Source organism: Pseudomonas sp. PS02288 (assembly GCF_029959715.1).
GTDB lineage: Bacteria > Pseudomonadota > Gammaproteobacteria > Pseudomonadales > Pseudomonadaceae > Pseudomonas_O > Pseudomonas_O kuykendallii.
Genome location: NZ_JASCPA010000014.1, coordinates 26,847 through 45,905 on the forward strand (window position 1 = coordinate 26,847; position 19,059 = coordinate 45,905).

General features: G+C 68.1%; 19 protein-coding genes. 10 read left to right on the forward strand and 9 right to left on the reverse strand.

Features of this window, described 5'->3' with window-relative positions:
- Positions 1-97 precede the first annotated feature (97 nt).
- The 4 genes from QMX85_RS08185 to pdeM all read left to right on the forward strand — a co-directional run bounded on the left by QMX85_RS08185 (position 98) and on the right by pdeM (position 6,583).
- The gene (locus QMX85_RS08185) at positions 98-1,111 is read left to right on the forward strand and encodes a ligase-associated DNA damage response exonuclease (protein ID WP_282339715.1); all 1,014 of its coding nucleotides are present in this window, start codon (positions 98-100) and stop codon (positions 1,109-1,111) included.
- A gap of 28 nt (positions 1,112-1,139) precedes the next feature.
- Complete coding sequence (locus tag QMX85_RS08190; protein WP_282339717.1) at positions 1,140-2,879, forward strand: ATP-dependent DNA ligase; 1,740 nt, start codon at positions 1,140-1,142, stop codon at positions 2,877-2,879.
- A 379-nt stretch (positions 2,880-3,258) separates the two neighbouring features.
- Entirely contained in the window at positions 3,259-5,826 is a 2,568-nt protein-coding gene (locus QMX85_RS08195) for a ligase-associated DNA damage response DEXH box helicase (RefSeq protein ID WP_282339719.1), read from the forward strand.
- Between the two features lie 46 nt (positions 5,827-5,872).
- Complete coding sequence (gene pdeM, locus QMX85_RS08200) at positions 5,873-6,583, forward strand: ligase-associated DNA damage response endonuclease PdeM (protein ID WP_282339721.1); 711 nt, start codon at positions 5,873-5,875, stop codon at positions 6,581-6,583.
- Here the strand turns inward: pdeM and QMX85_RS08205 are convergent.
- The 4 genes from QMX85_RS08205 to QMX85_RS08220 form a co-directional block, all read right to left on the reverse strand.
- Positions 6,536-6,763: a hypothetical protein gene (locus tag QMX85_RS08205; RefSeq protein WP_273231828.1), complete on the reverse strand. Its 228-nt coding sequence runs from the start codon at positions 6,761-6,763 to the stop codon at positions 6,536-6,538. The genes pdeM and QMX85_RS08205 overlap by 48 nt on opposite strands.
- A gap of 100 nt (positions 6,764-6,863) precedes the next feature.
- The gene (locus tag QMX85_RS08210) at positions 6,864-7,025 is read right to left on the reverse strand and encodes a hypothetical protein (protein ID WP_282339726.1); all 162 of its coding nucleotides are present in this window, start codon (positions 7,023-7,025) and stop codon (positions 6,864-6,866) included.
- Between the two features lie 90 nt (positions 7,026-7,115).
- Positions 7,116-7,916 carry an NAD-dependent deacylase gene (locus QMX85_RS08215; protein WP_282339728.1) on the reverse strand — a complete coding sequence of 267 codons (801 nt, stop codon included), beginning with the start codon at positions 7,914-7,916 and terminating at the stop codon, positions 7,116-7,118.
- Positions 7,917-7,930: 14 nt separating this feature from the next.
- Positions 7,931-8,860, reverse strand: coding sequence for a hypothetical protein (locus tag QMX85_RS08220; protein WP_282339730.1), 930 nt, complete (start codon positions 8,858-8,860; stop codon positions 7,931-7,933).
- Between the two features lie 169 nt (positions 8,861-9,029).
- Here QMX85_RS08220 and QMX85_RS08225 point away from each other — a divergent pair, with 169 nt between their 5' ends.
- Positions 9,030-9,224, forward strand: coding sequence for a hypothetical protein (locus QMX85_RS08225; protein WP_282339731.1), 195 nt, complete (start codon positions 9,030-9,032; stop codon positions 9,222-9,224).
- Positions 9,225-9,252: 28 nt separating this feature from the next.
- On the forward strand, positions 9,253-9,939 hold the full coding sequence (gene tsaA / locus QMX85_RS08230; RefSeq protein WP_282339733.1) for a tRNA (N6-threonylcarbamoyladenosine(37)-N6)-methyltransferase TrmO: 687 nt from the start codon (positions 9,253-9,255) through the stop codon (positions 9,937-9,939).
- 86 nt (positions 9,940-10,025) lie between these two features.
- Here tsaA and fpr read toward each other — a convergent pair whose 3' ends face one another.
- Complete coding sequence (gene fpr / locus QMX85_RS08235) at positions 10,026-10,802, reverse strand: ferredoxin-NADP reductase (RefSeq protein WP_282339735.1); 777 nt, start codon at positions 10,800-10,802, stop codon at positions 10,026-10,028.
- Between the two features lie 118 nt (positions 10,803-10,920).
- Between fpr and QMX85_RS08240 the strand changes: the two genes are divergently transcribed.
- Positions 10,921-11,847, forward strand: coding sequence for a LysR family transcriptional regulator (locus QMX85_RS08240; RefSeq protein WP_282339737.1), 927 nt, complete (start codon positions 10,921-10,923; stop codon positions 11,845-11,847).
- Here the strand turns inward: QMX85_RS08240 and QMX85_RS08245 are convergent, their stop codons facing one another.
- Both QMX85_RS08245 and erdR read right to left on the reverse strand, forming a co-directional pair.
- Entirely contained in the window at positions 11,848-12,213 is a 366-nt protein-coding gene (locus tag QMX85_RS08245; RefSeq protein WP_282339739.1) for a diacylglycerol kinase, read from the reverse strand.
- A 73-nt stretch (positions 12,214-12,286) separates the two neighbouring features.
- Positions 12,287-12,937, reverse strand: a complete 651-nt coding sequence (erdR, locus tag QMX85_RS08250; RefSeq protein WP_090226733.1) for a response regulator transcription factor ErdR — start codon at positions 12,935-12,937, stop codon at positions 12,287-12,289.
- Positions 12,938-13,212: 275 nt separating this feature from the next.
- Between erdR and QMX85_RS08255 the strand changes: the two genes are divergently transcribed.
- Positions 13,213-14,097 carry a DMT family transporter gene (locus QMX85_RS08255; RefSeq protein ID WP_282339744.1) on the forward strand — a complete coding sequence of 295 codons (885 nt, stop codon included), beginning with the start codon at positions 13,213-13,215 and terminating at the stop codon, positions 14,095-14,097.
- 77 nt (positions 14,098-14,174) lie between these two features.
- Here the strand turns inward: QMX85_RS08255 and QMX85_RS08260 are convergent, their stop codons facing one another.
- Together QMX85_RS08260 and QMX85_RS08265 are read right to left on the reverse strand one after the other, a co-directional pair.
- Positions 14,175-14,888 carry a tRNA-uridine aminocarboxypropyltransferase gene (locus tag QMX85_RS08260; RefSeq protein ID WP_282339803.1) on the reverse strand — a complete coding sequence of 238 codons (714 nt, stop codon included), beginning with the start codon at positions 14,886-14,888 and terminating at the stop codon, positions 14,175-14,177.
- Positions 14,889-14,947: 59 nt separating this feature from the next.
- Positions 14,948-16,600 carry an OmpP1/FadL family transporter gene (locus QMX85_RS08265; protein ID WP_282339746.1) on the reverse strand — a complete coding sequence of 551 codons (1,653 nt, stop codon included), beginning with the start codon at positions 16,598-16,600 and terminating at the stop codon, positions 14,948-14,950.
- Between the two features lie 302 nt (positions 16,601-16,902).
- Here QMX85_RS08265 and QMX85_RS08270 point away from each other — a divergent pair, with 302 nt between their 5' ends.
- Together QMX85_RS08270 and QMX85_RS08275 are read left to right on the forward strand one after the other, a co-directional pair.
- A complete protein-coding gene (locus QMX85_RS08270; RefSeq protein ID WP_090226723.1) occupies positions 16,903-17,301 on the forward strand; it encodes a quorum-sensing-regulated virulence factor family protein in 399 nt (132 codons plus the stop codon).
- 325 nt (positions 17,302-17,626) lie between these two features.
- A complete protein-coding gene (locus QMX85_RS08275) occupies positions 17,627-18,688 on the forward strand; it encodes a TIGR00730 family Rossman fold protein (RefSeq protein WP_282339804.1) in 1,062 nt (353 codons plus the stop codon).
- The last annotated feature ends 371 nt before the right edge of the window (positions 18,689-19,059 follow it).

Here is a 19,059-nt window from a genome sequence, read left to right on the forward strand (position 1 = left end):
TGCGCACCCGTTTCGCCGGGTGCGCCTCCGGTCAAGGCGGCGAACTTCGCCGCGTCGCCGTCGCTCCAAACTGACAAGCCCGTCAGCGCAGAGCCCCATGGACCTCGTCATCGCCCGCCCCGAAGGACTCTACTGCCCGCCCGGCGACTTCTACATCGACCCCTGGCGCCCGGTCGAGCGCGCGGTGATCACCCACGCCCACGGCGACCACGCGCGCTGGGGCATGGGCCATTACCTGGCCGCGGCGGACAGCGAAGGCATACTGCGCTCGCGCATCGCCGCGGACATGCCGCTGCAGACCCTGGCCTACGGCGAGCGCCTCGAACACCACGGCGTCACCCTTAGCTTCCACCCTGCCGGCCACGTGCTCGGCTCGGCGCAGGTGCGACTGGAGTACCGCGGCGAAGTCTGGGTCGCTTCGGGTGATTACAAGGTCGAACCGGATGGCACCTGTGCGCCCTTCGAGCCGGTGCGCTGCCACACCTTCATCACCGAATCGACCTTCGGCCTGCCGATCTACCGCTGGCAACCGCAGGCGGAAATCTTCACCGAGGTCAACGACTGGTGGCGCGCCAACGCCGCCGCCGGGCGCCCGTCGGTACTGTTCTGCTATGCCTTCGGCAAGGCCCAGCGGATTCTCCACGGGCTGGACGAAAGCATCGGCCAGATCGTCGCCCACGGCTCGGTGGAACCGCTCAACCGGGTCTATCGCGAGGCCGGCATCCGCATCCCGGAAACGCTCTACGCCGGCGACCTGAAGAAAAACGACCCGCGCCTGCGCCAGGCCATCGTCCTCGCTCCGCCCTCGGCCGGCGGCAGCACCTGGATGCGCCGCTTCGGCGACTATTCCGATGCCTTCGCCAGCGGCTGGATGATGCTGCGCGGCACCCGCCGCCGGCGCGGCGTCGACCGCGGCTTCGTGCTCTCCGATCATGCCGACTGGCCCGGCCTGCTTTGGGCCATCGAGCAGACCGGCGCCGAACGGGTGATGGTCACCCACGGCTCGGTGGCGGTCCTGGTGCGCTACCTGCGCGAACACAAGGGCCTCGACGCCCAGGGCTTCGAGACCGAGTACGGCGAGGAAGACGACAGCGCGGCGGAGCCGACATGAAGGCCCGCGCCACGCCGGAATCGCGCCGATGAAAGCCTTCGCCGACCTCTACGCACGGCTCGACGCCACCACTTCGAGCAACGCCAAGCTCGCCGCCATGCAGTTCTACTTCCAGCAGGTGCCCGCCGCCGACGCCGCCTGGGCGGTGTATTTCCTATCCGGCGGGCGACCACGCCAGCTGGTGCCGAGCCGGCTGCTGCGCGAGACCGCGATGCAGGCGGCGGCGCTGCCGGAATGGTTGTTCGAGGAGAGCTACCAGGCGGTCGGCGACCTCGCCGAAACCATTTCGCTGCTGCTGCCGGAATCGCCGCACAGCTCCGACGAAGGGCTCGCTGCGTGGATGCAGGACAAGCTGCTGCCGTTGCGCGGCCTGCCGCCGGAAGCGCTGGCCGAGCGCCTGCCGCGGCTCTGGGCGCAGCTCGACCGGCGCAGCCTGATGGTCTGCATCAAGCTGATCACCGGCGCCTTCCGCGTCGGCGTCTCCAAACTGCTGGTGACCCGCGCGCTGGCCAGCGTCGGCGGCCTCGACGCCAAGCGCGTGGCGCAACGGCTGGTCGGCTACACCGATCTGTCGCACCGACCGAGCGCCGAAGGCTATCGGGCGCTGATCGCCGCCGAATCCGCCGACGAGCACGCGCAGCGCGGCGGCCAGCCGTATCCGTTCTTCCTCGCCCACCCGCTGCAACTTCCGCTGGAAGACTTCGAAGCCCAGCTCGGCGCACCGGCGGACTGGCTGGTGGAATGGAAATGGGACGGCATCCGCGCGCAACTGGTGAAGCGCGACGGCCAGCTGTGGGTCTGGTCGCGCGGCGAGGAACTGGTCACCGAGCGTTTTCCCGAACTGCAGGCGCTGGCCGCGCGCCTGCCCGACGGCTGCGTGATCGACGGCGAGATCGTAGTCTGGAAAGGCTCGCCAGACGCCCTTGCCGGGAACGCGGCGGCAACCCCGACGGCCGGCAGCGAGGCGCTGAAACGCTTCGCCGTGCAACCCTTCGCCCTGCTGCAGCAACGCATCGGACGCAAGACGCTGACCGCCAAGGTGCTGGAACAGGTGCCGGTGGCGCTGCTCGCCTACGACCTGCTGGAATGGCGCGGCGAGGACTGGCGCCAGCACCCGCAGCAGCAGCGTCGTACTCAGCTCGAAGCGCTGGTCGCCGAAAGCACCGCGGGCGACCTGCTCGACGGCCTGCCCGCCGGCCCGGAAGTGCTGATGCTCTCGCCGCGCATCGAAGCCCGCGACTGGGCCGACCTGGCGCGCCAGCGCGAAGCCTCACGCGAGCTGGGCGTCGAGGGCATGATGCTCAAGGCCCGCGACGGCCAGTACGGCGTCGGCCGGACCAAGGACGTCGGCACCTGGTGGAAGTGGAAGGTCGACCCCTATTCGGTGGACGCGGTGCTGATCTACGCCCAGCGCGGCCACGGCCGTCGCGCCAGCCTCTACACCGACTTCACTTTCGCCGTCTGGGATGGCGCGCCGGGCGATCCCGAACGCAAGCTGGTGCCCTTCGCCAAGGCCTACTCCGGCCTCACAGACGAGGAAATGCGCAAGGTCGACGCCATCGTGCGCAAGACCACCGTGGAGAAGTTCGGCCCGGTGCGCAGCGTCACCCCGAGCCTGGTCTTCGAGCTCGGCTTCGAAGGCATCGCCGCCAGCAGTCGGCACAAGAGCGGCATCGCCGTGCGTTTCCCGCGCATGCTGCGCTGGCGCCACGACAAGCCGGTGGACGAGGCCGACACCCTGGAAAGCCTGCGGGAGCTGCTCGGGTGAGGCGGCCCACTCGGTTGAATCCGCTCGCGGTGCGCAGGGCGCACCCTACGGGAGTGGAGGCTTCGCTGCGCACGAAAACCGTAGGGTGCGCCGCGCGCACCGGCAAGCCTGCGGGAGCGGCTCGGATGAGGCCGCCCGCCCGGTTGAGTCCGTCCACGGTGCGCATGGCGCACCCTACGAGAGCCGGGGCGGCGCTGCTCAGGAAAACCGTAGGGTGCGCCGCGCGCACCGACAAGCCTGCGGGAGCGCCCCGGACGAAGCGCTGTGCCCGGTCAAACTCCCCCGCGGTGCGCAGGGCGCACCCTACGGGAGCCGGGGCCGAGCTGCACACGAAAACCGTAGAGTGCGCCGCGCGCACCGGCACCGCGAAGCGTGCGGCATGAGCAGCCTCGGCGCACGCTGGTTCGCCGCTCGGGGCTGGACGCCCTTCCCCTTCCAGCAGGCCGTGTGGCGCGCGGTGAAGGAGGGCGACTCCGGCCTGCTGCACGCCACCACCGGCGCCGGCAAGACCTACGCGGTGTGGTTCGCCGCGCTGAACCGCTTCGCCAGGCCGCGCAGCGCCCCGGCGAAACGCGGCGACAAGGCAGCACCGCTGACGGTGCTCTGGATCACCCCGATGCGCGCCCTCGCCGCCGACACCGCTCGCGCCCTGCAGGCGCCGCTGGACGCGCTGGAGATCGACTGGAGCATCGGCCTGCGCACCGGCGATACCGGCAGCGCCGAGCGCGCCCGCCAGGGTCGCCGCCTGCCCAGCGCGCTGGTGACCACGCCGGAAAGCCTGACCCTGCTGCTGACCCGAGCCGACGCCCGGCAGAGCTTCGCCGGGCTGCGCATGCTGGTGGTGGACGAATGGCACGAGCTGCTCGGCAACAAGCGCGGCGTGCAGCTGCAATTGGCGCTGGCGCGGCTGCGCCTGTGGAACCCGCAGCTGATCGTCTGGGGCCTCTCCGCCACGCTGGGCAATCAGGCCCACGCGCTGGAGGTGCTGTTGGCGCCGGGCGACGGTCACCTGGTGCAGGGCGAGATGGCCAAGGAGCTGCGCGTCGATACCCTGCTGCCGCCGGCCATCGAGCGCTTTCCCTGGGCCGGGCACCTGGGCCTGCGGATGCTGCCGCAGGTGGTCGCCGAGGTCGAATCCGCCGCCACTTCGCTGGTCTTCACCAATACCCGCGCGCAGTCGGAAATCTGGTACCAGGCGCTCCTCGAAGCCCGCCCGGACTGGGCGGGCCTGATCGCCCTGCACCACGGCTCGCTGTCGCGCGAGGTGCGCGACTGGGTCGAGCTGAGCCTGAAGGACGGTTCGCTGAAGGCCGTGGTGTGCACCTCCAGCCTCGACCTCGGGGTGGATTTCCTGCCGGTGGAGCGGGTGCTGCAGATCGGTTCGCCGAAGGGCGTGGCGCGGCTGATGCAGCGCGCCGGGCGCTCCGGCCACGCCCCCGGCCGTCCGTCGCGGGTGACCCTGGTGCCGACCCATTCGCTGGAGTTGGTGGAGGCCGCCGCCGCCCACGATGCCGTCGCCGCGCGGCGCATCGAGGGTCGCGAGGCGCCGGCGAAGCCGCTCGACGTGCTGGTCCAGCACCTGGTGAGCATGGCGCTGGGCGGCGGTTTCCGTCCTGACGAACTGCTCCGCGAAGTCCGCCAGACCTGGTCCTACCGCGCCCTGAGCGACGACGAATGGGCCTGGGCGCTGGCCTTCGTCCGCCACGGCGGCCACTCACTGACGGCCTACCCCGACTACCAGCGCGTAGAGCCCGACGCAGACGGCCTCTGGCAGGTGCCCGACCGGCGTCTGGCGCTGCGCCACCGGATGAGCATCGGCACCATCGTCAGCGATGCCAGCCTGACGGTGAAATACTGGACCCGCGGTGGCGCCGGCGGCTCGCTGGGCTCGGTGGAAGAGGGTTTCATCGCCCGCCTGCGCCCCGGTGACGGCTTTCTCTTCGCCGGTCGCCTGCTGGAACTGGTGCGGGTCGAGAACATGACCGCCTACGTGCGCCGCGCCACCGGCAAGAAGGCCGCGGTGCCACGCTGGAACGGCGGGCGCATGCCCCTTTCCAGCGAGCTGGCGGACGCCGTGGTGGAAAAGCTCGGCGCGGCCTCGCGCGGCGAATACGCCAGCGCCGAGATGCGCCTGGTGCAGCCGTTGCTGCAGGTGCAGCTGGACTGGTCGGCGCTGCCCACGGAAACCAGCCTGCTCGCCGAAGTGCTGCGCTCGCGCGAAGGCTGGCACCTGTTCCTCTACCCCTTCGCCGGCCGCCACGTTCACCTCGGCCTCGCCAGCCTGCTGGCCTGGCGCCTGGCCCGGCGCACCCCGGTGACCTTCTCCATCGCGGTGAACGACTATGGCTTCGAGCTGCTCTCGGCCACCGAGGTCGACTGGACGCGCTGGCTGACGGCGGAGCTGTTCACCACCGACGATTTGCTGCACGACGTGCTCGGCAGCCTCAACGCCGGCGAGCTGGCGCGGCGGCGCTTTCGCGAGATCGCGCGGGTCGCCGGGCTGGTCTTCGCCGGGCGCCCCGGCGCGCAGAAAAGCGCGCGCCAGTTGCAGGCGTCCAGCGGGCTGTTCTTCGACGTGTTCCGCCAGTACGACCCGGACAACCTGCTGCTCGGCCAGGCCCAGGAAGAAGTGCTGCGCCAGGAGCTGGACGTGCAGCGCCTGGAACAGACCCTGCAACGCCTGCAGACCCGGCGCCTGGACATTCGCCCGGTGAAGCGGCCGACGCCGCTGGGCTTTCCGCTGTTGGTGGAACGCATGCGCGAGAGCATGAGTTCGGAAAAACTCGCCGATCGCATCCGCCGCATGGTCGAAGACCTGGAGAAGATCGCCGGCGCGGGCGGTTATCGCAGCGACAGCATCGAGGTGGAGCGCGAAACCGCACGGCCGCGACCCTCGCGTTCGCGCAAGGACGGCACACCGCGCAAGAAGCGCAAGGCCGGCGAATGAGTGGCCACACAAACGACCGACAGGCATGAACGAAAGGCTGTAACCGATGACCGACCACCTGCCGATCACCCTCGCCGGCGCCGAACTCTGGCTGCTCGGCGACAAGGCGATCCACTGGCCGGCGCAGCAGGCGCTGCTGATCGCCGATGCGCACTTCGGCAAGGCCGCCGCCTACCGCAAGCTGGGCCAACCGGTGCCGCACGGCACCACCGAAGCCAACCTCGCGCGTCTCGACGCGCTGCTGGCGCGCTATCCCAGCCGGCGAATTATCTTTCTCGGCGACTTCCTCCACGCCCCGGAATCCCATGCCCCAGCCACCCTCGCCGCGCTGGCCGATTGGCGGCAGGCGCATGCGGCGCTGCAGATGACGCTGATCCGCGGCAACCACGACCGCCGCGCCGGCGATCCGCCCGCCGAGCTGCACATCGAGGTCGCCGCCGAGCCGCTGCTGATTGGCCCCTTCGCCCTGCAGCATGAACCTTATCCTCATCCCAGCCATCACGTGCTGGCCGGCCACCTGCACCCGGTGCATCGGCTGCGCGGGCGTGGTCGGCTCAGCCTGCGGCTGCCGTGTTTCCAGATTGGTAAACGAGTGAGCGTGCTGCCGGCGTTCGGCAGTTTCACCGGCGGAATGGACGTCGCCGCCGCCCCGGGAACCAGGCTCTACCTGGCGGGCGACGGCGGCGTGTGGGCACTGCCGGGAGAGGGATCAGCGGGCGGCGATGCCGGTGATGGTGATGCCGTAGTCGTTGAGTAGACGCATCGCCGGCTCGGCGCTGCTTTCTTCGCCATCGCCGAACTCGCCACGCTCGAGGTTGCGGGACGCCCATTCGAGCACTTCGAGGACCGCCTGCTCCATGGTCGGTTTGTCGGCGGACTCGATGTCCAGGGTCGAAGTGTTGTTGTCGTTGTTATAGCTGATTGTCCATTGCGCCATGCGCTGCCCTCCTCATGAGCGAAATTCGGAACGGGGTCACCGTGATGAGTGGGTTAGACCCACCCAACGCGTACAGTTCGCCCGTTCGTGGTCGGCCCGTCTAGGCTACGGGGATCGGCGGCGGCTGGTCGGGAAGCGTCGGCTCGCCAGGTTCGCTGGGCGTCGGCGGCAGGCCGGGTTCTTCGGGGTCGCCGGGAACGCCACCGGCCAGCAGGGGCGCGGGATTCGCATGGGGATCGCGTTCGCTGTGCGGGCTATTCATGGTTTCTACCTCCAACGATGGATGGGGCACTCACTGCATGAGAGCCCGATAGCGCCTTGCGAATTCCCTCCGGGTGCCGGACGGCGCTGCTCAGCCCCAGGCCTGGTGCAGCAGCAGCGGCAGGATCTGCCCGGCCGGGCCGAGCAGGCAGACGTCCTCGCCGGACACGCCCTGGGGCTTTTGCGGGTTCATGTGAAGCAGCGTCGCGCCCTGCTGCCGGGCCACGTCCGGCAACTGGGCCGCGGGGTGCACCAGCCCCGAGGTGCCGACGCTGAGGAACAGGTCGCAGGCACCGGCGGCGGCGAAGGCGGCGTCCAGCACGTGCGGATCCAGTCCTTCGCCGAACCAGACCACGCCCGGCCGCACCGGCCCGCCACAGCGCAGGCAACGCGGCGGCGCCAGGTAGCGCCCGGCTTCCGGTTCGTCAGGCATGGCGTCCAGCGGGTGCGCCGCCGCGCAGTCGAAGCAGCGCGCCTGGTGCAGGCTGCCGTGCAGGTGCAGCACCTCGCGGCTACCGGCGCGCTCGTGCAGGTCGTCGACATTCTGCGTGATCACGCGCAATTGGGGCAGGCGCTGCGCCAGTTCGACGACCGCCCGGTGGGCATCGTTCGGGCGTGCCTGCAGCACCTGCATGCGGCGCCATTCGTACCAGCCCCAGACCCGCTCCGGGTCGCGCAAGAAGGCCTCCGGCGTGGCCAACTGTTCGGCATCGAAGCGTGACCAGAGCGCGCCGCTCTGGGCATCGCGAAAAGTGGCGATACCGCTTTCCGCGGACATACCGGCGCCGCCGAAGACCACCGCGCGCTGCGCCGATCGCACGGCCTCCAGCACGGCCCCGGGCAGCCGGTTGGCGGCGCCGGGAGTGGGGTCAAAATGCCAGGTCGAGGTCATGCTGGGCTCCGTGGTCAGGCGCAGGTTGCCGGAAGGCGCTGGGCCCCGGCGCGGGGTTCGTCGTGCAGCGGATAGCGCACGTTGAAGCCGAGCATGAACAGCGCCTGCTCGAAGTCGCCCAGGCTCGCGCGAATGCCGCGCTCGGCCAGCAACTCGCGCGCGCGCAGCAGTATCGTCGAGCTGCCGCGCACCAGCTCCGCCCAGAGCCGGTCGGGATGCCGCTCGGCGCGGCGCGACTGCTGGTAGAGCGATTGGAACGCATAGCCCGCCTGCGACGGATTGCGCGAATCGTAAGGCCTGGTCTGCGCCGCGCCCCAGCGGAACGCCAGCGACGCCGGCACACCGAGCGTACCCTGTGCCGCCAGCAGACGCCGGGCGAGCAGCCCGAGCGCGGCACCGACACGACCGTCATAGATGATCAGCGACGCCGGCGAAGCCGCCGCGTAGACCTTGGTCATCGCCGCGTTCATCAGCAGGTCGGCGCCATCGAAGCGCGCCAGCGACGCCATCGAACCCGGCTGCAGCAGGGCGACCGCGGCGAGCGTCTGACGGCACAGCGTGGCATTGGCGAACTGCCGCTCGACCCACAGCCGCGAGCCGTCGCTCGGTTTCTTCGCCACGCCGCCCCAGGTGAAGATCGCCAGGCAGAAATGCCGGGCACCCGACTCGTCGCCCTCGTCCAGCGCCGCGCGCAAACCGGCGGCCAACACCTCGAACGGCTCGCCGGACTCGCGCTGCGTCCAGGAGTAATGCCGCTGCGCCTGCTCAAGGGAGACGCACCACCAGCTCGTCGCTTCCTGGCCGGCCAGCGCGCGCCACTGCTTCCAGGCCGGATGACGACTGATCGGGAAGCCGTGCAGCCGCGGCGCCGCCTCGACGCTCGGCCAGAGGTCGGCGAGGTGGCGGGCGAAGGCTTCCTGGTGCACATCGGGCCGTTCGGGCATGGCACTTTGTTCCGTGAATGATCGGGCGGGCAGCGCCGCATCCTAGAGCAGTTCAACGGGCCGCGGCGGTGCGCGGGGGTGCTCCGCAGCGAGCTCCCCGCGCGCGGTTGGCGCGATTGGCCGCAGCCATTATCCTGCGCGTCTGCTTTACTCAAACCCGGAACCCACCATGCGTTCACGCCCCTTCCTCGCCGTGCTACTGCTTCTAGTCTGCGGCTGGAGCGCCGCCGCGATAGCCGCGCCAGCGCCCTGGTACTGGTGGCAGAGCGCCGACAGCGAGCGACGCGTCTGTGCCCAGCACAGCCCCGCGCCGAACTGGCAGCGGGTCAGTGGTCCCTTCCGCAATGCGGCCTGCAAGCCCTGAGGACCGCAACCCGCGACGAGCCCCAACGATGTCTTATCAGGTTTCTCCCATCGGCTACGTTCATTCCTGTTTCAAGGAGAAGTTCGCCATCCCGCGCCAGCCACACCTGGCCCCGGCCGCACGCGGCGTGCTGGAACTGCTGCCGCCCTTCGACAAGGCCGAGGCCCTGGACGGCCTGGAGCAGGTCAGCCACGTCTGGCTGCTGTTCCTCTTCCACCAGGCGCTCGAGGACCAGCCGCGGCTCAAGGTTCGCCCGCCGCGCCTGGGCGGAAACCGCTCGATAGGCGTGTTCGCCAGCCGTTCCACCCACCGTCCGAACGGCATCGGTCAATCGGTGGTGAAGCTGGACAAGATCGAGACCGGGCGCCTGTGGCTGTCCGGCATCGACCTGCTCGACGGCACGCCGGTGCTCGACATCAAGCCCTACGTGCCCTACGCCGACAGCGTCGCGCAGGCGCGCAACGGCATCGCACCCACGCCGCCGACCTCGATTCCGGTGCAGTGGAACGATCTGGCGCTGCAGGAAGCCCGCGAGCACGCGCAGCGCCTGGGCGAGCCGCTGGTGGAGCTGATCGAGCAGTGCCTGTCGCAAGACCCGCGCCCGGCCTATCAGCAACCCGAGCCCGAACGCCGCTACGGCGCACGGCTGTGGGACGTCGACGTGCAATGGCACTACCCGCAGGCCGGGACCATCCGCGTGCTGCAGGTCAGCTGAGTTTCCCAGCGGCGCCTCACAAGACCGCCGGGAAAAGCGCCCACAAAAAAGCCCGCCGGAAGGCGGGCTTTTTCACATCGACTCACTCACTTCTCGACGAAGGCGCGCTCGATCAGGTAGTCGCCGGGCTCGCCCATGCGCGGGGAAATCTTCAGGCCGAAGCTGTTCAGCACTTCGCTGGTCTCGTCGAGCATGCTCGGGCTGCCGCAGATCATCGCGCGGTCGTCCTGCGGGTTGATCGGCGGCAGGCCGATGTCGCTGAACAGCTTGCCGCTGCGCATCAGGTCGGTCAGGCGACCCCGGTTGCGATAGGGCTCGCGGGTGACGGTGGGGTAATAGATCAGCTTCTCGCGCACCGCGTCGCCGAAGAATTCGTTTTCCGGCAGTTCCTGGGTGATGAACTGCTCGTAAGCCACTTCGTTCACGTAGCGCACGCCGTGGATCAGGATGACCTTCTCGAAACGCTCGTAGGTCTCCGGGTCCTGGATCACGCTCATGAAGGGCGCCAGGCCCGTGCCGGTGCTGAGCAGATAGAGGTGCTTGCCGGGCAGCAGGTCGTCCAGCACCAGGGTGCCGGTGGGCTTGCGGCTGACGATCAGCTCGTCGCCTTCCTTGAGGTGCTGCAGGCGCGAGGTCAGCGGGCCGTCCTGCACCTTGATGCTGAAGAACTCGAGGTGTTCTTCGTAGTTCGGGCTGGCGATGGAGTAGGCGCGCAGCAGCGGACGACCGTCGACTTCGAGACCGATCATGACGAACTGCCCATTCTGGAAGCGCAACCCTGGATCGCGGGTCACCTTGAAGCTGAACAGGGTGTCGTTCCAGTGATGAACACTGAGAACGCGTTCGGTCGCCAACTTGCTCATTCGGGGTCTCCAGGTAGAAGCAGCCGCCCAGGCGGGCAGAGAATTGCGCGGGATTCTAATCGCGCCCACAATATCTGTTAAATGAATTATCAAGATAAGGGTTATCGGTTATATAGATATGCGTTTTACCCTCCGGCAATTGCAGATCTTCGTCGCCGTGGCCCAGCACGAAAGCGTCTCGCGCGCGGCCGAATCGCTGGCGCTTTCCCAGTCGGCGGCGAGCACCGCGCTGACCGAACTGGAGCGGCAGACCGACTGCCAGCTGTTCGACCGAGCCGGCAAGCGCGTCAGTCTGAATGCCCTCGGCCATCAGCTGTTACCCCAGGCGATGGCGCTGATCAACCAGGCCAAGGCGATCGAGAACCTTCTCGACGGTCGCAGCGGCTTCGGCTCGCTGGCGGTGGGCGCGACCCTGACCATCGGCAATTACCTGGCGACCCTGCTGATCGGCAGCTTCATGCAGCGCCATCCGGAATGCAGGGTGAAGCTGCAGGTGCAGAACACCGCCAACGTGGTGCAGCAGGTGGCGCATTACGAACTCGACCTCGGGCTGATCGAAGGCGATTGCCGGCACCCGGACATCGAGGTGCAACCCTGGGTGCAGGACGAACTGGTGGTGTTCTGCGCGCCCGGCCATCCGCTCGCCGGTCGCGGCCGGGCCAGCCTGGAGGAGCTCACCGCCGAGGCGTGGATTCTGCGCGAAAGCGGTTCGGGGACGCGGCTGACCTTCGAGCAGGCCCTGCGCACCCACCTCGCCGAACTGAACGTGCGCCTGGAGCTGGAACATACCGAAGCGATCAAGCGCGCGGTGGAGTCGGGCCTGGGCATCGGCTGCATCTCGCGCCTAGCGCTGCGCGACGCCTTCCGCCGCGGCAGTCTGGTGGCGCTGGAAACGCCCGACTTGGACCTGCGCCGGCAGTTCTATTTCATCTGGCACCGGCAGAAGTACCAGACCGCGGCGATGCGCGAGTTCCTCGAACAGTGCCGCCAACTCACCGCTGGCGTGGAGCGCAGCGACCAGGTGCAGCTGCTGCCGATCGCCTGATCAGCCCAGCAGGATCAGCGCCCAGACCACCGCGATCATCGTCAGCGCGACGAACTGGGCGGCACTGCCCATGTCCTTGGCATCCCTGGACAGCGGGTGCCGCTCCAGGGAAATCCGATCGACCACCGCCTCGATCGCCGAATTGAACAACTCGACGATCAGCGCCAGCAGGCACACGGCGATCAGCATCGCGCGTTCGCCGCGGCTGACCGAGAAGACCAAGCTGAGCGGAATCAGCGCCAGGTTGAGCAGCACCAACTGGCGGAACGCCGCCTCGCCGCGGAAGGCGGCACGCAGCCCGGCCAGGGAATACCCGGTGGCATTGAAGACGCGTTTGAATCCGACCTGTCCTTTGTACGGTGACATGCTGCGCCCCTCGCTGTTCGAGGGGACGATGCTAGGCGGCGGTCGGTCAAGAAAACGTGAAGCGAGGCGGCGATCAGTTCGCCGGGATGCTTTCCATCTGCTGCAGCAGCAGCGCGGCCTGGGTGCGGGTGCGTACGCCGAGCTTGCGGAAGATCGCGGTGACGTGGGCTTTCACGGTGGCTTCGGAGACGCTCAGCTCGTAGGCGATCTGCTTGTTCAGCAGACCCTCGCACACCATCGTCAGCACGCGGAACTGCTGCGGGGTGAGGCTGGCGAGGCCGGCGCTGGCGGCCTTGGCTTCGGCGGAGACGCTGACCGCGGTGTCCGAGAGCACCGGCCACCACTCGTCGCCATCGAGCACCGCGCGCACGGCATGCTGGATCACTTCCAGCGGGCTGGACTTGGGAATGAAGCCGCTGGCGCCGAACTCCCGCGAGCGGGCGACCACCGCGGCCTCTTCCTGGGCCGAGATCATCACCACCGGCACCTGCGGGTACTGACCGCGCAGCAGCACGAGGCCGGAGAACCCGTAGGCGCCCGGCATGTTCAGGTCGAGCAGCACCAGGTCCCAGTCGCCCTTTTCCGCCAGGCGGCTTTCCAGCTCGGCGATGCTGGCGGCTTCCACCAGCCGCACGCCGCTGCCCAGCCCCAGCGTCAGAGCCTGGTGCAACGCGCTGCGGAACAGCGGGTGATCGTCGGCGATGAGAATTTCGTGGGCGGCCATGACATATCCCTATTTCTTGTTGGGCCCGAACATTCGAGAGGGTGTTACGGACGTAACGCGCGATCCCGGGCAACGCGGATCAGCCAACGACGGCTGGGCTGGTAAGCCCGGCCATCCGGCGTGAATGAGCACCCTGGTGCCGATTTCGACGCCACACGGACCCGCATCGTTCCTAAACACCCCTCTGAGCGGCGCCAAGCATGCCGAGCGATGCCGGGGTGGTCAAGCTGCGGGCTTTGCGGCAAAGTCTGCGCCTTTTTCCGCCGAGAGTCTCCATGCGAAGCCACGCCCTGCGCGCCGACCTGCTGATGGTCCTGACCGCCCTGATCTGGGGGTTTTCCTTCGTCGCGCAACGCCTCGGCATGGACTCGGTCGGTCCCTTCCTCTATACCGGTCTGCGCTTCGCCCTCGGCAGCCTGGTGCTGTTGCCGATCGTGCTGTTCCTCGGGCGCGCCCGAAACGGCCAGCCGCGCCAGCCGCTCAGTCGGGGGCTGGTGCTGGGCGGCATCGGCATGGGCCTGGCGGTATCGCTGGGGATCAACCTGCAGCAGGTCGGCCTGCTGTTCACCAGCGTCACCAATTCCGGCTTCATCACCGGGCTCTACGTGATCATCGTGCCGCTGCTCGGACTGCTGATCGGCCAGCGCGCCGGCGCCGGCACCTGGCTGGGCGCCTCGCTGGCGGTGGTGGGGATGTTCCTGCTCAGCGTCGGCGAGGGTTTCCACGTCGCCTCGGGCGACTGGCTGCAACTGGCGGGGGCGTTCGTCTGGGGCGTGCATGTTCTGCTGGTGGGGTTCTTCGCCAGCCGCCACGATCCGCTGCGTCTGGCGCTGCTGCAGTTCGCCACCTGCGCGGTGGTCAGCCTGCTGCTGGCGGTGTGCCTGGAGGACATCCACCTCGCGGCGATTCTCGACGCCGGCCCGGCGATCCTCTACGGCGGGCTGTGCGGCGTGGCGATCGGCTACACCCTGCAGGTGGTGGCGCAGAAACACGCCATCGCCTCCCATGCGGCGATCATCCTCTCGCTGGAGGCGGTGTTCGCCGCCCTCGCCGGCGCGCTGTTCCTCGACGAGCTGCTCGCGCCGAAAGGCTACATCGGCTGCGCGCTGATGTTCGCCGGCATGCTGGTGGCGCAGCTGTGGCCGAGGAAAGCGGTTTGACCCTGGCGTTCGTGGCGCGGCTGTCGGCGCAGGCGGGATGACGCAGTGCCTGGTGGATCGGTAAAGCGCGATCCACCCTACGGCAGGAAGGCTTTCAGGCGCTGGTGCGCGTCGTCCTGCGAGTCGATCTCGTGGTGATATTTCGCGCCCAGGTAATGGGCGGTGAACACGTCGAGGTAGACGCCCAGCGCATCGGCCGCGGCGTCATCGCCGGCCAGCTCGAGGCAGAGCGCGGCGACTTCGGCGGTGCACAGGTGATCATCGCGCTTGGAGCGGCGCAGGCGGTAGCGCGAGAGCTGCTCGGGCTGCAGACTGAGCACCGGCAGGCGATCCAGGTAGGGACTCTTGCGAAACATCTTGCGCGCCTCGGTCCAGGTGGCGTCGAGCAGGACGAACAGCGGCCGCTTGCCCTCTTCCACCCGCACCTCGTCGACCACCCGTTCGGGCGCCGCGTACTCGCCGGGGAACACCAGGTACGGCTGCCACTGCGGGTCTTCCAGCAGCGCCGGTAGCGCTGGGTCGACCGCGGTGCGCAGCCAGCCGAACGCCGAGGTATCGCGTACCAGGTCGGCGATCAGCCAGCCGGTGTTGCTCGGTTTCAGCGCTTCGACGTCGTGCATCAGCAGGCACATCGCCGAACGCGTCTCCACCCGTGGCCGCCAGGCGCATACGCAGTGGCTGAACTGGATTCGGCAATCGGGACAGCGTGGCGCACGCGATCCACGGGCGACGAAGGGTTTCAGGCTGCGGGCGAGGCGTTCGGCGCGCAGGCGGGCGACGGCATGCATGATCGGCGGGGACTGGCGAAGGGCCGGCGAGTCTAACAGACCCGCCGGCACCGCCCCAGGCATCAGAAGCTGTGGTTGAGCGCCAATCCGATGAAGTGGATGCGGGTCTTGTACTCGCCGCTGTAGGTGCCACCGTTGCCGGTGCAGCGAACCCCGCTGTCCTGGTAGAGCCCGCCCGCGCCGGGCACCCAGCCGGCCGGCGAGCAACCGTCCGTGTAGTCCATCTTGCCGCTATCGAACTTGACGAAGCTGTAGGCCAGGTCCACCGAGGTCTCCGGGGTGAACTTGTAGTTGGCGCCGAACGACAGCCAGTAGCGGTCCGCGTCGGGGAAGCCGGGATGGCGCAGGTCGGTGCCGTTCACCGGCGATTTGTCGTAGGCCACCCCGGTGCGCAGCATCAGGTCCTTGGTGTACTGGTAGTTCATTCCGAGGGAGATCTTGTAGGTGTCCTTCCAGTCCTGCTTGACCGACAGATCACCCTCTTTGACGCCATTGAAGTACGGGTAGCCGGGAGTCTCGTCGATCGCCAGGCTCACGGTGTCCAGCCGCGAGTGGCCGGTGAAGGTCAGGTCGGCCATCAGCGCGATGCGCTCGTTGAGCTGATGGAAGGCGCTGAAGGACAGCGTTTCCGGCGTGTCGATGTTGCTCTTGCCCTTGGAATGCAGTGGGTGCAGGCGCGTGGCAGCGAAATCGCCCGGGTTGATCCAATTGCTCGGGTCGAGCACCGAGAGGATGTCTTCCGGCGGCGTGGAGGGGTCCGGCACCGCGCCGCTAACGCCGGCGAAGCTCCACTTGGTGTCGCCCTCTAGGGTGTGGCGGATGTGCGAGCGATAGGCGATGCCGAACCGGGTGTTCTCGGTCGGCTCCCACATGTAGCCGATGTTCCAGCCGAAGCCCCAGTCGTCGCCCTTGGCGCGGAAATAGCCGTCGCCGTTGACGTTGTCGGCGAAGTTCGAGGCCACGCAATCGACGAAGGCGTCGCGGCTCTGCAGCGGATCGCAACTGGCAATCTGCTCCGGCACCCCAAGGCCCAGCGGGTCGAGGATGGGATTCAACTGTCCCGCCGCTGCGGCGAGGAAGGTCGCCGCATAATTCTCATCGACGAACTGCCCGGCCAGTTGCCGCGACGCGCCTTTCACGTCCGCCGCGCCGCGCTGGGTGGACTTGATGTACTGCGCGGAGATGCCGAAGCCGACGCTGTGGTGCTCGTTGAAGCGGTAGGCGATGCTCGGGTTGAAGTTCACCGTGAGCAGATTCGCCGACTGGATACCGTAACGGCCGGCCCAGTCTTCCTGATAATCAAGCTTGGCGCCGTAGGGCGTGAAGATGCCCAGGCCGATGGTGACGTTGTCGTTCACCTGATGGGAGATGTACAGGTTCGGCGCGGCGGCGGAATCGGGCAGGTAGGAGCCGGCGTTGCCCTCAACCGGGTTACCGAAGACGTCCACGCTGCCGTTGTCGTGGTATTCGCCGCGGGGAATCACGATGGTGATGCCGTTGGTGACCTGATCGCCCTTGAGCCGGGTGAGGCCCGCCGGGTTGTAGAAGATGGTCGAAGGATCGGCCGCCTCGGCGCCGTTGGCGTGGGCGGTGCCCTGGGCGGAAACCGATTGCGAACCGAAGTGGTAACCCGAGGCGAGCGCCGTGGGTAGGTGGGCGGCCACCAGGCCGCCTGCAAGCATGGCCAGAGGCCAACGCTGGGGCTTTCTTGTCATTATTCTCAGCTCCTAGAGCATTCTGCTGTCAGCCTGGAGGCTCGATACAGTCAGGCCTCCTGCCTTCCCTGGGCGTGTTGTCGCAACCTGGGCGCTATTCTGACTGCGGACATCCGCGGAATTTCCCCGATCTTTGGTCGGGGAAGGCAGAAAGCCATCTTTTCGCTGTCGCGTTTGGTAACACTTAAGCGACCCTGTTCGTCAGCTCCCGCTTCGGCTCACAATCGCCTCCCTCGGAAGTCGCGGCGAACGCCCAGGCACGCGACCGGTCCAAGCCCCTGTCATTCGCTCCGGAGAACCTCATGCCGCGTTTCACTGCCCTCGTCCTCTGCGCCTTGCTGCCCGTTGCCGCGCAGGCCGCATCCCTCAAGGAAACCGAGCTTTCCGCCATGCTGCAGAAGGTCGCCAAGGAAAGCAGCGTCGGCACTCCGCGGGCGATCAACGAGGACATCCTCGACCAGGGCTACACCGCCGAGGGCAAGGAGCTGATCAACCATCTCAGCGTGCTACCGGCGCACGCCGCGAAGATGCGCGCCAACCCGGACGCGGTACGCGCCCAGCTCACCGCGAGCGTTTGCGGCAACCCCGGCTACCGCAAGCTGCTCGACCAGGGCGCCCTGCTGCGCTACGAGTTCTCCGAATACCAGACCAATAAGCCGGTCGGCACTGCGCGCTTCTCCAAGGCAGACTGCGCCCAGTGAGGGCCGTCTGCGCGGCGCGAGCCGTCCTGCCTGCTGAACCCTCTGCCCCACGCGGGTAAACTGAGGCCCATCGAAGCGCGTCAACACTCATCGTCCGAGGCGTCTTTTGCGGCGCCGCACGACGCGCGTTTCGATCTGCCCTGACGGCCTACGCCCCCCACGATGGGTGCGAGGCCGACAAAACCCGATTCGAACGCCGGCGCGATTCCGCCCCCCCGTGTGGGCCATCCGCTCAGCCCGACCGCTGTACGGGCTCGCTGGCGTCAATGCCGTTTCGCGCCCGTGGATGGCCGGACGACGAAGGAGAAGTTGCGTGACCCATCCCATCGAAGAAGCCCGCTCCCCGCTCGCCCACAGCGAGGAGGAGTTCGAGCGACGCCTCGAAGAACTGGTCGAGGCCCGCGTCCCGGAAAACAGCCGCAACCTGCCGTTGTACCGCGAGATGCTCGCCACCGTGCTGCGCATGGCCCAGGCCGACCGCAACCGCTGGGACGCAAAGATCATGCTGCAGACCCTGCGCGAGATGGAGCACGCCTTCGCCACGCTCGCGCAGTTCAAGGGCCGCCGCAAAGTCACCGTGTTCGGCTCGGCGCGCACGCCCATCGAGCATCCGCTGTACGCGCTGGCCCGCGAACTGGGCGCGACCCTGGCGCAGCGCGGGCAGATGGTCATCACCGGCGCTGGCGGCGGCATCATGGCGGCCGCCCACGAAGGCGCCGGCCTGAATCACAGCCTGGGGCTGAACATCACGCTGCCGTTCGAACAGCACGCCAACGCGACCGTCGACGGCACCGGGAACCTGCTGTCGTTCCACTTCTTCTTCGTTCGCAAACTGTTCTTCATCAAGGAGGCCGATGCCCTGGTGCTCTGCCCGGGCGGCTTCGGCACGCTGGACGAGGCGCTGGAAGTGCTGACCCTGATCCAGACCGGGAAAAGCCCGCTGGTCCCGGTGATCCTGCTGGACGAGCCCGCCGGCAGCTACTGGCGGGACGCCTTGCAGTTCATCAGCCGGCAACTGGGCGACAACCGCTACATCCTGCCGGGCGACATGAAGCTGATGCGCCTGGTGAACAACGTGGCGGACGCGGCGGACGAAATCGACCAGTTCTATCGCAACTTCCACTCCAGCCGCTGGCTGAACAACCGCTATGTCCTGCGCCTGCGCCATTCACTCAGCGAAGCCGCGCTCGACCGGCTGCGCCAGGACTTCACCGACCTGTGCCTGAGCGGCAGCTTCGAGCAACTGCCCTACGACGAGACCGAACAGGATGAACCGGAGCTCAGCCAGCTGACGTGGCTGGTCTTCGCCTTCACCGGCCGCGACCACGGCCGCCTGCGCGAGTTGCTGGACTTCGTCAATCGCCCTGAGCACTGGGCGAAGCGCTGATCGGGCCGTTCGCCCACGTCAGCCGGCGTTCCGCAAGGACGCCTGTTGGCGCTTGGCAGGCTTTCAAGGTCATGCACGCGCAGCCGCCCGAGCGACAAGCGCTCAGTCAGGCCTCGCCCATCATGCGAAGTCATTCCTTCCTGCAAGGCACTCCTGGGCGATACGGCCGGATCGTCCTTGCCGGGTGCGCGATCCTGAGGCAGATGCGACTGCGCTGACGAAACCTGACAACGAAGCTTTTTCCACCGCGCCGCCGGTACGGCCGTTGTCGGTGGCGGGGGCGAGATCGATGGGTGAGCAGGAGAAATGTCCGCCAGACCTGGCGGCAGCCAGGCAGGAACGAAGCACCTGTTGAATGCCGAGACCACCGA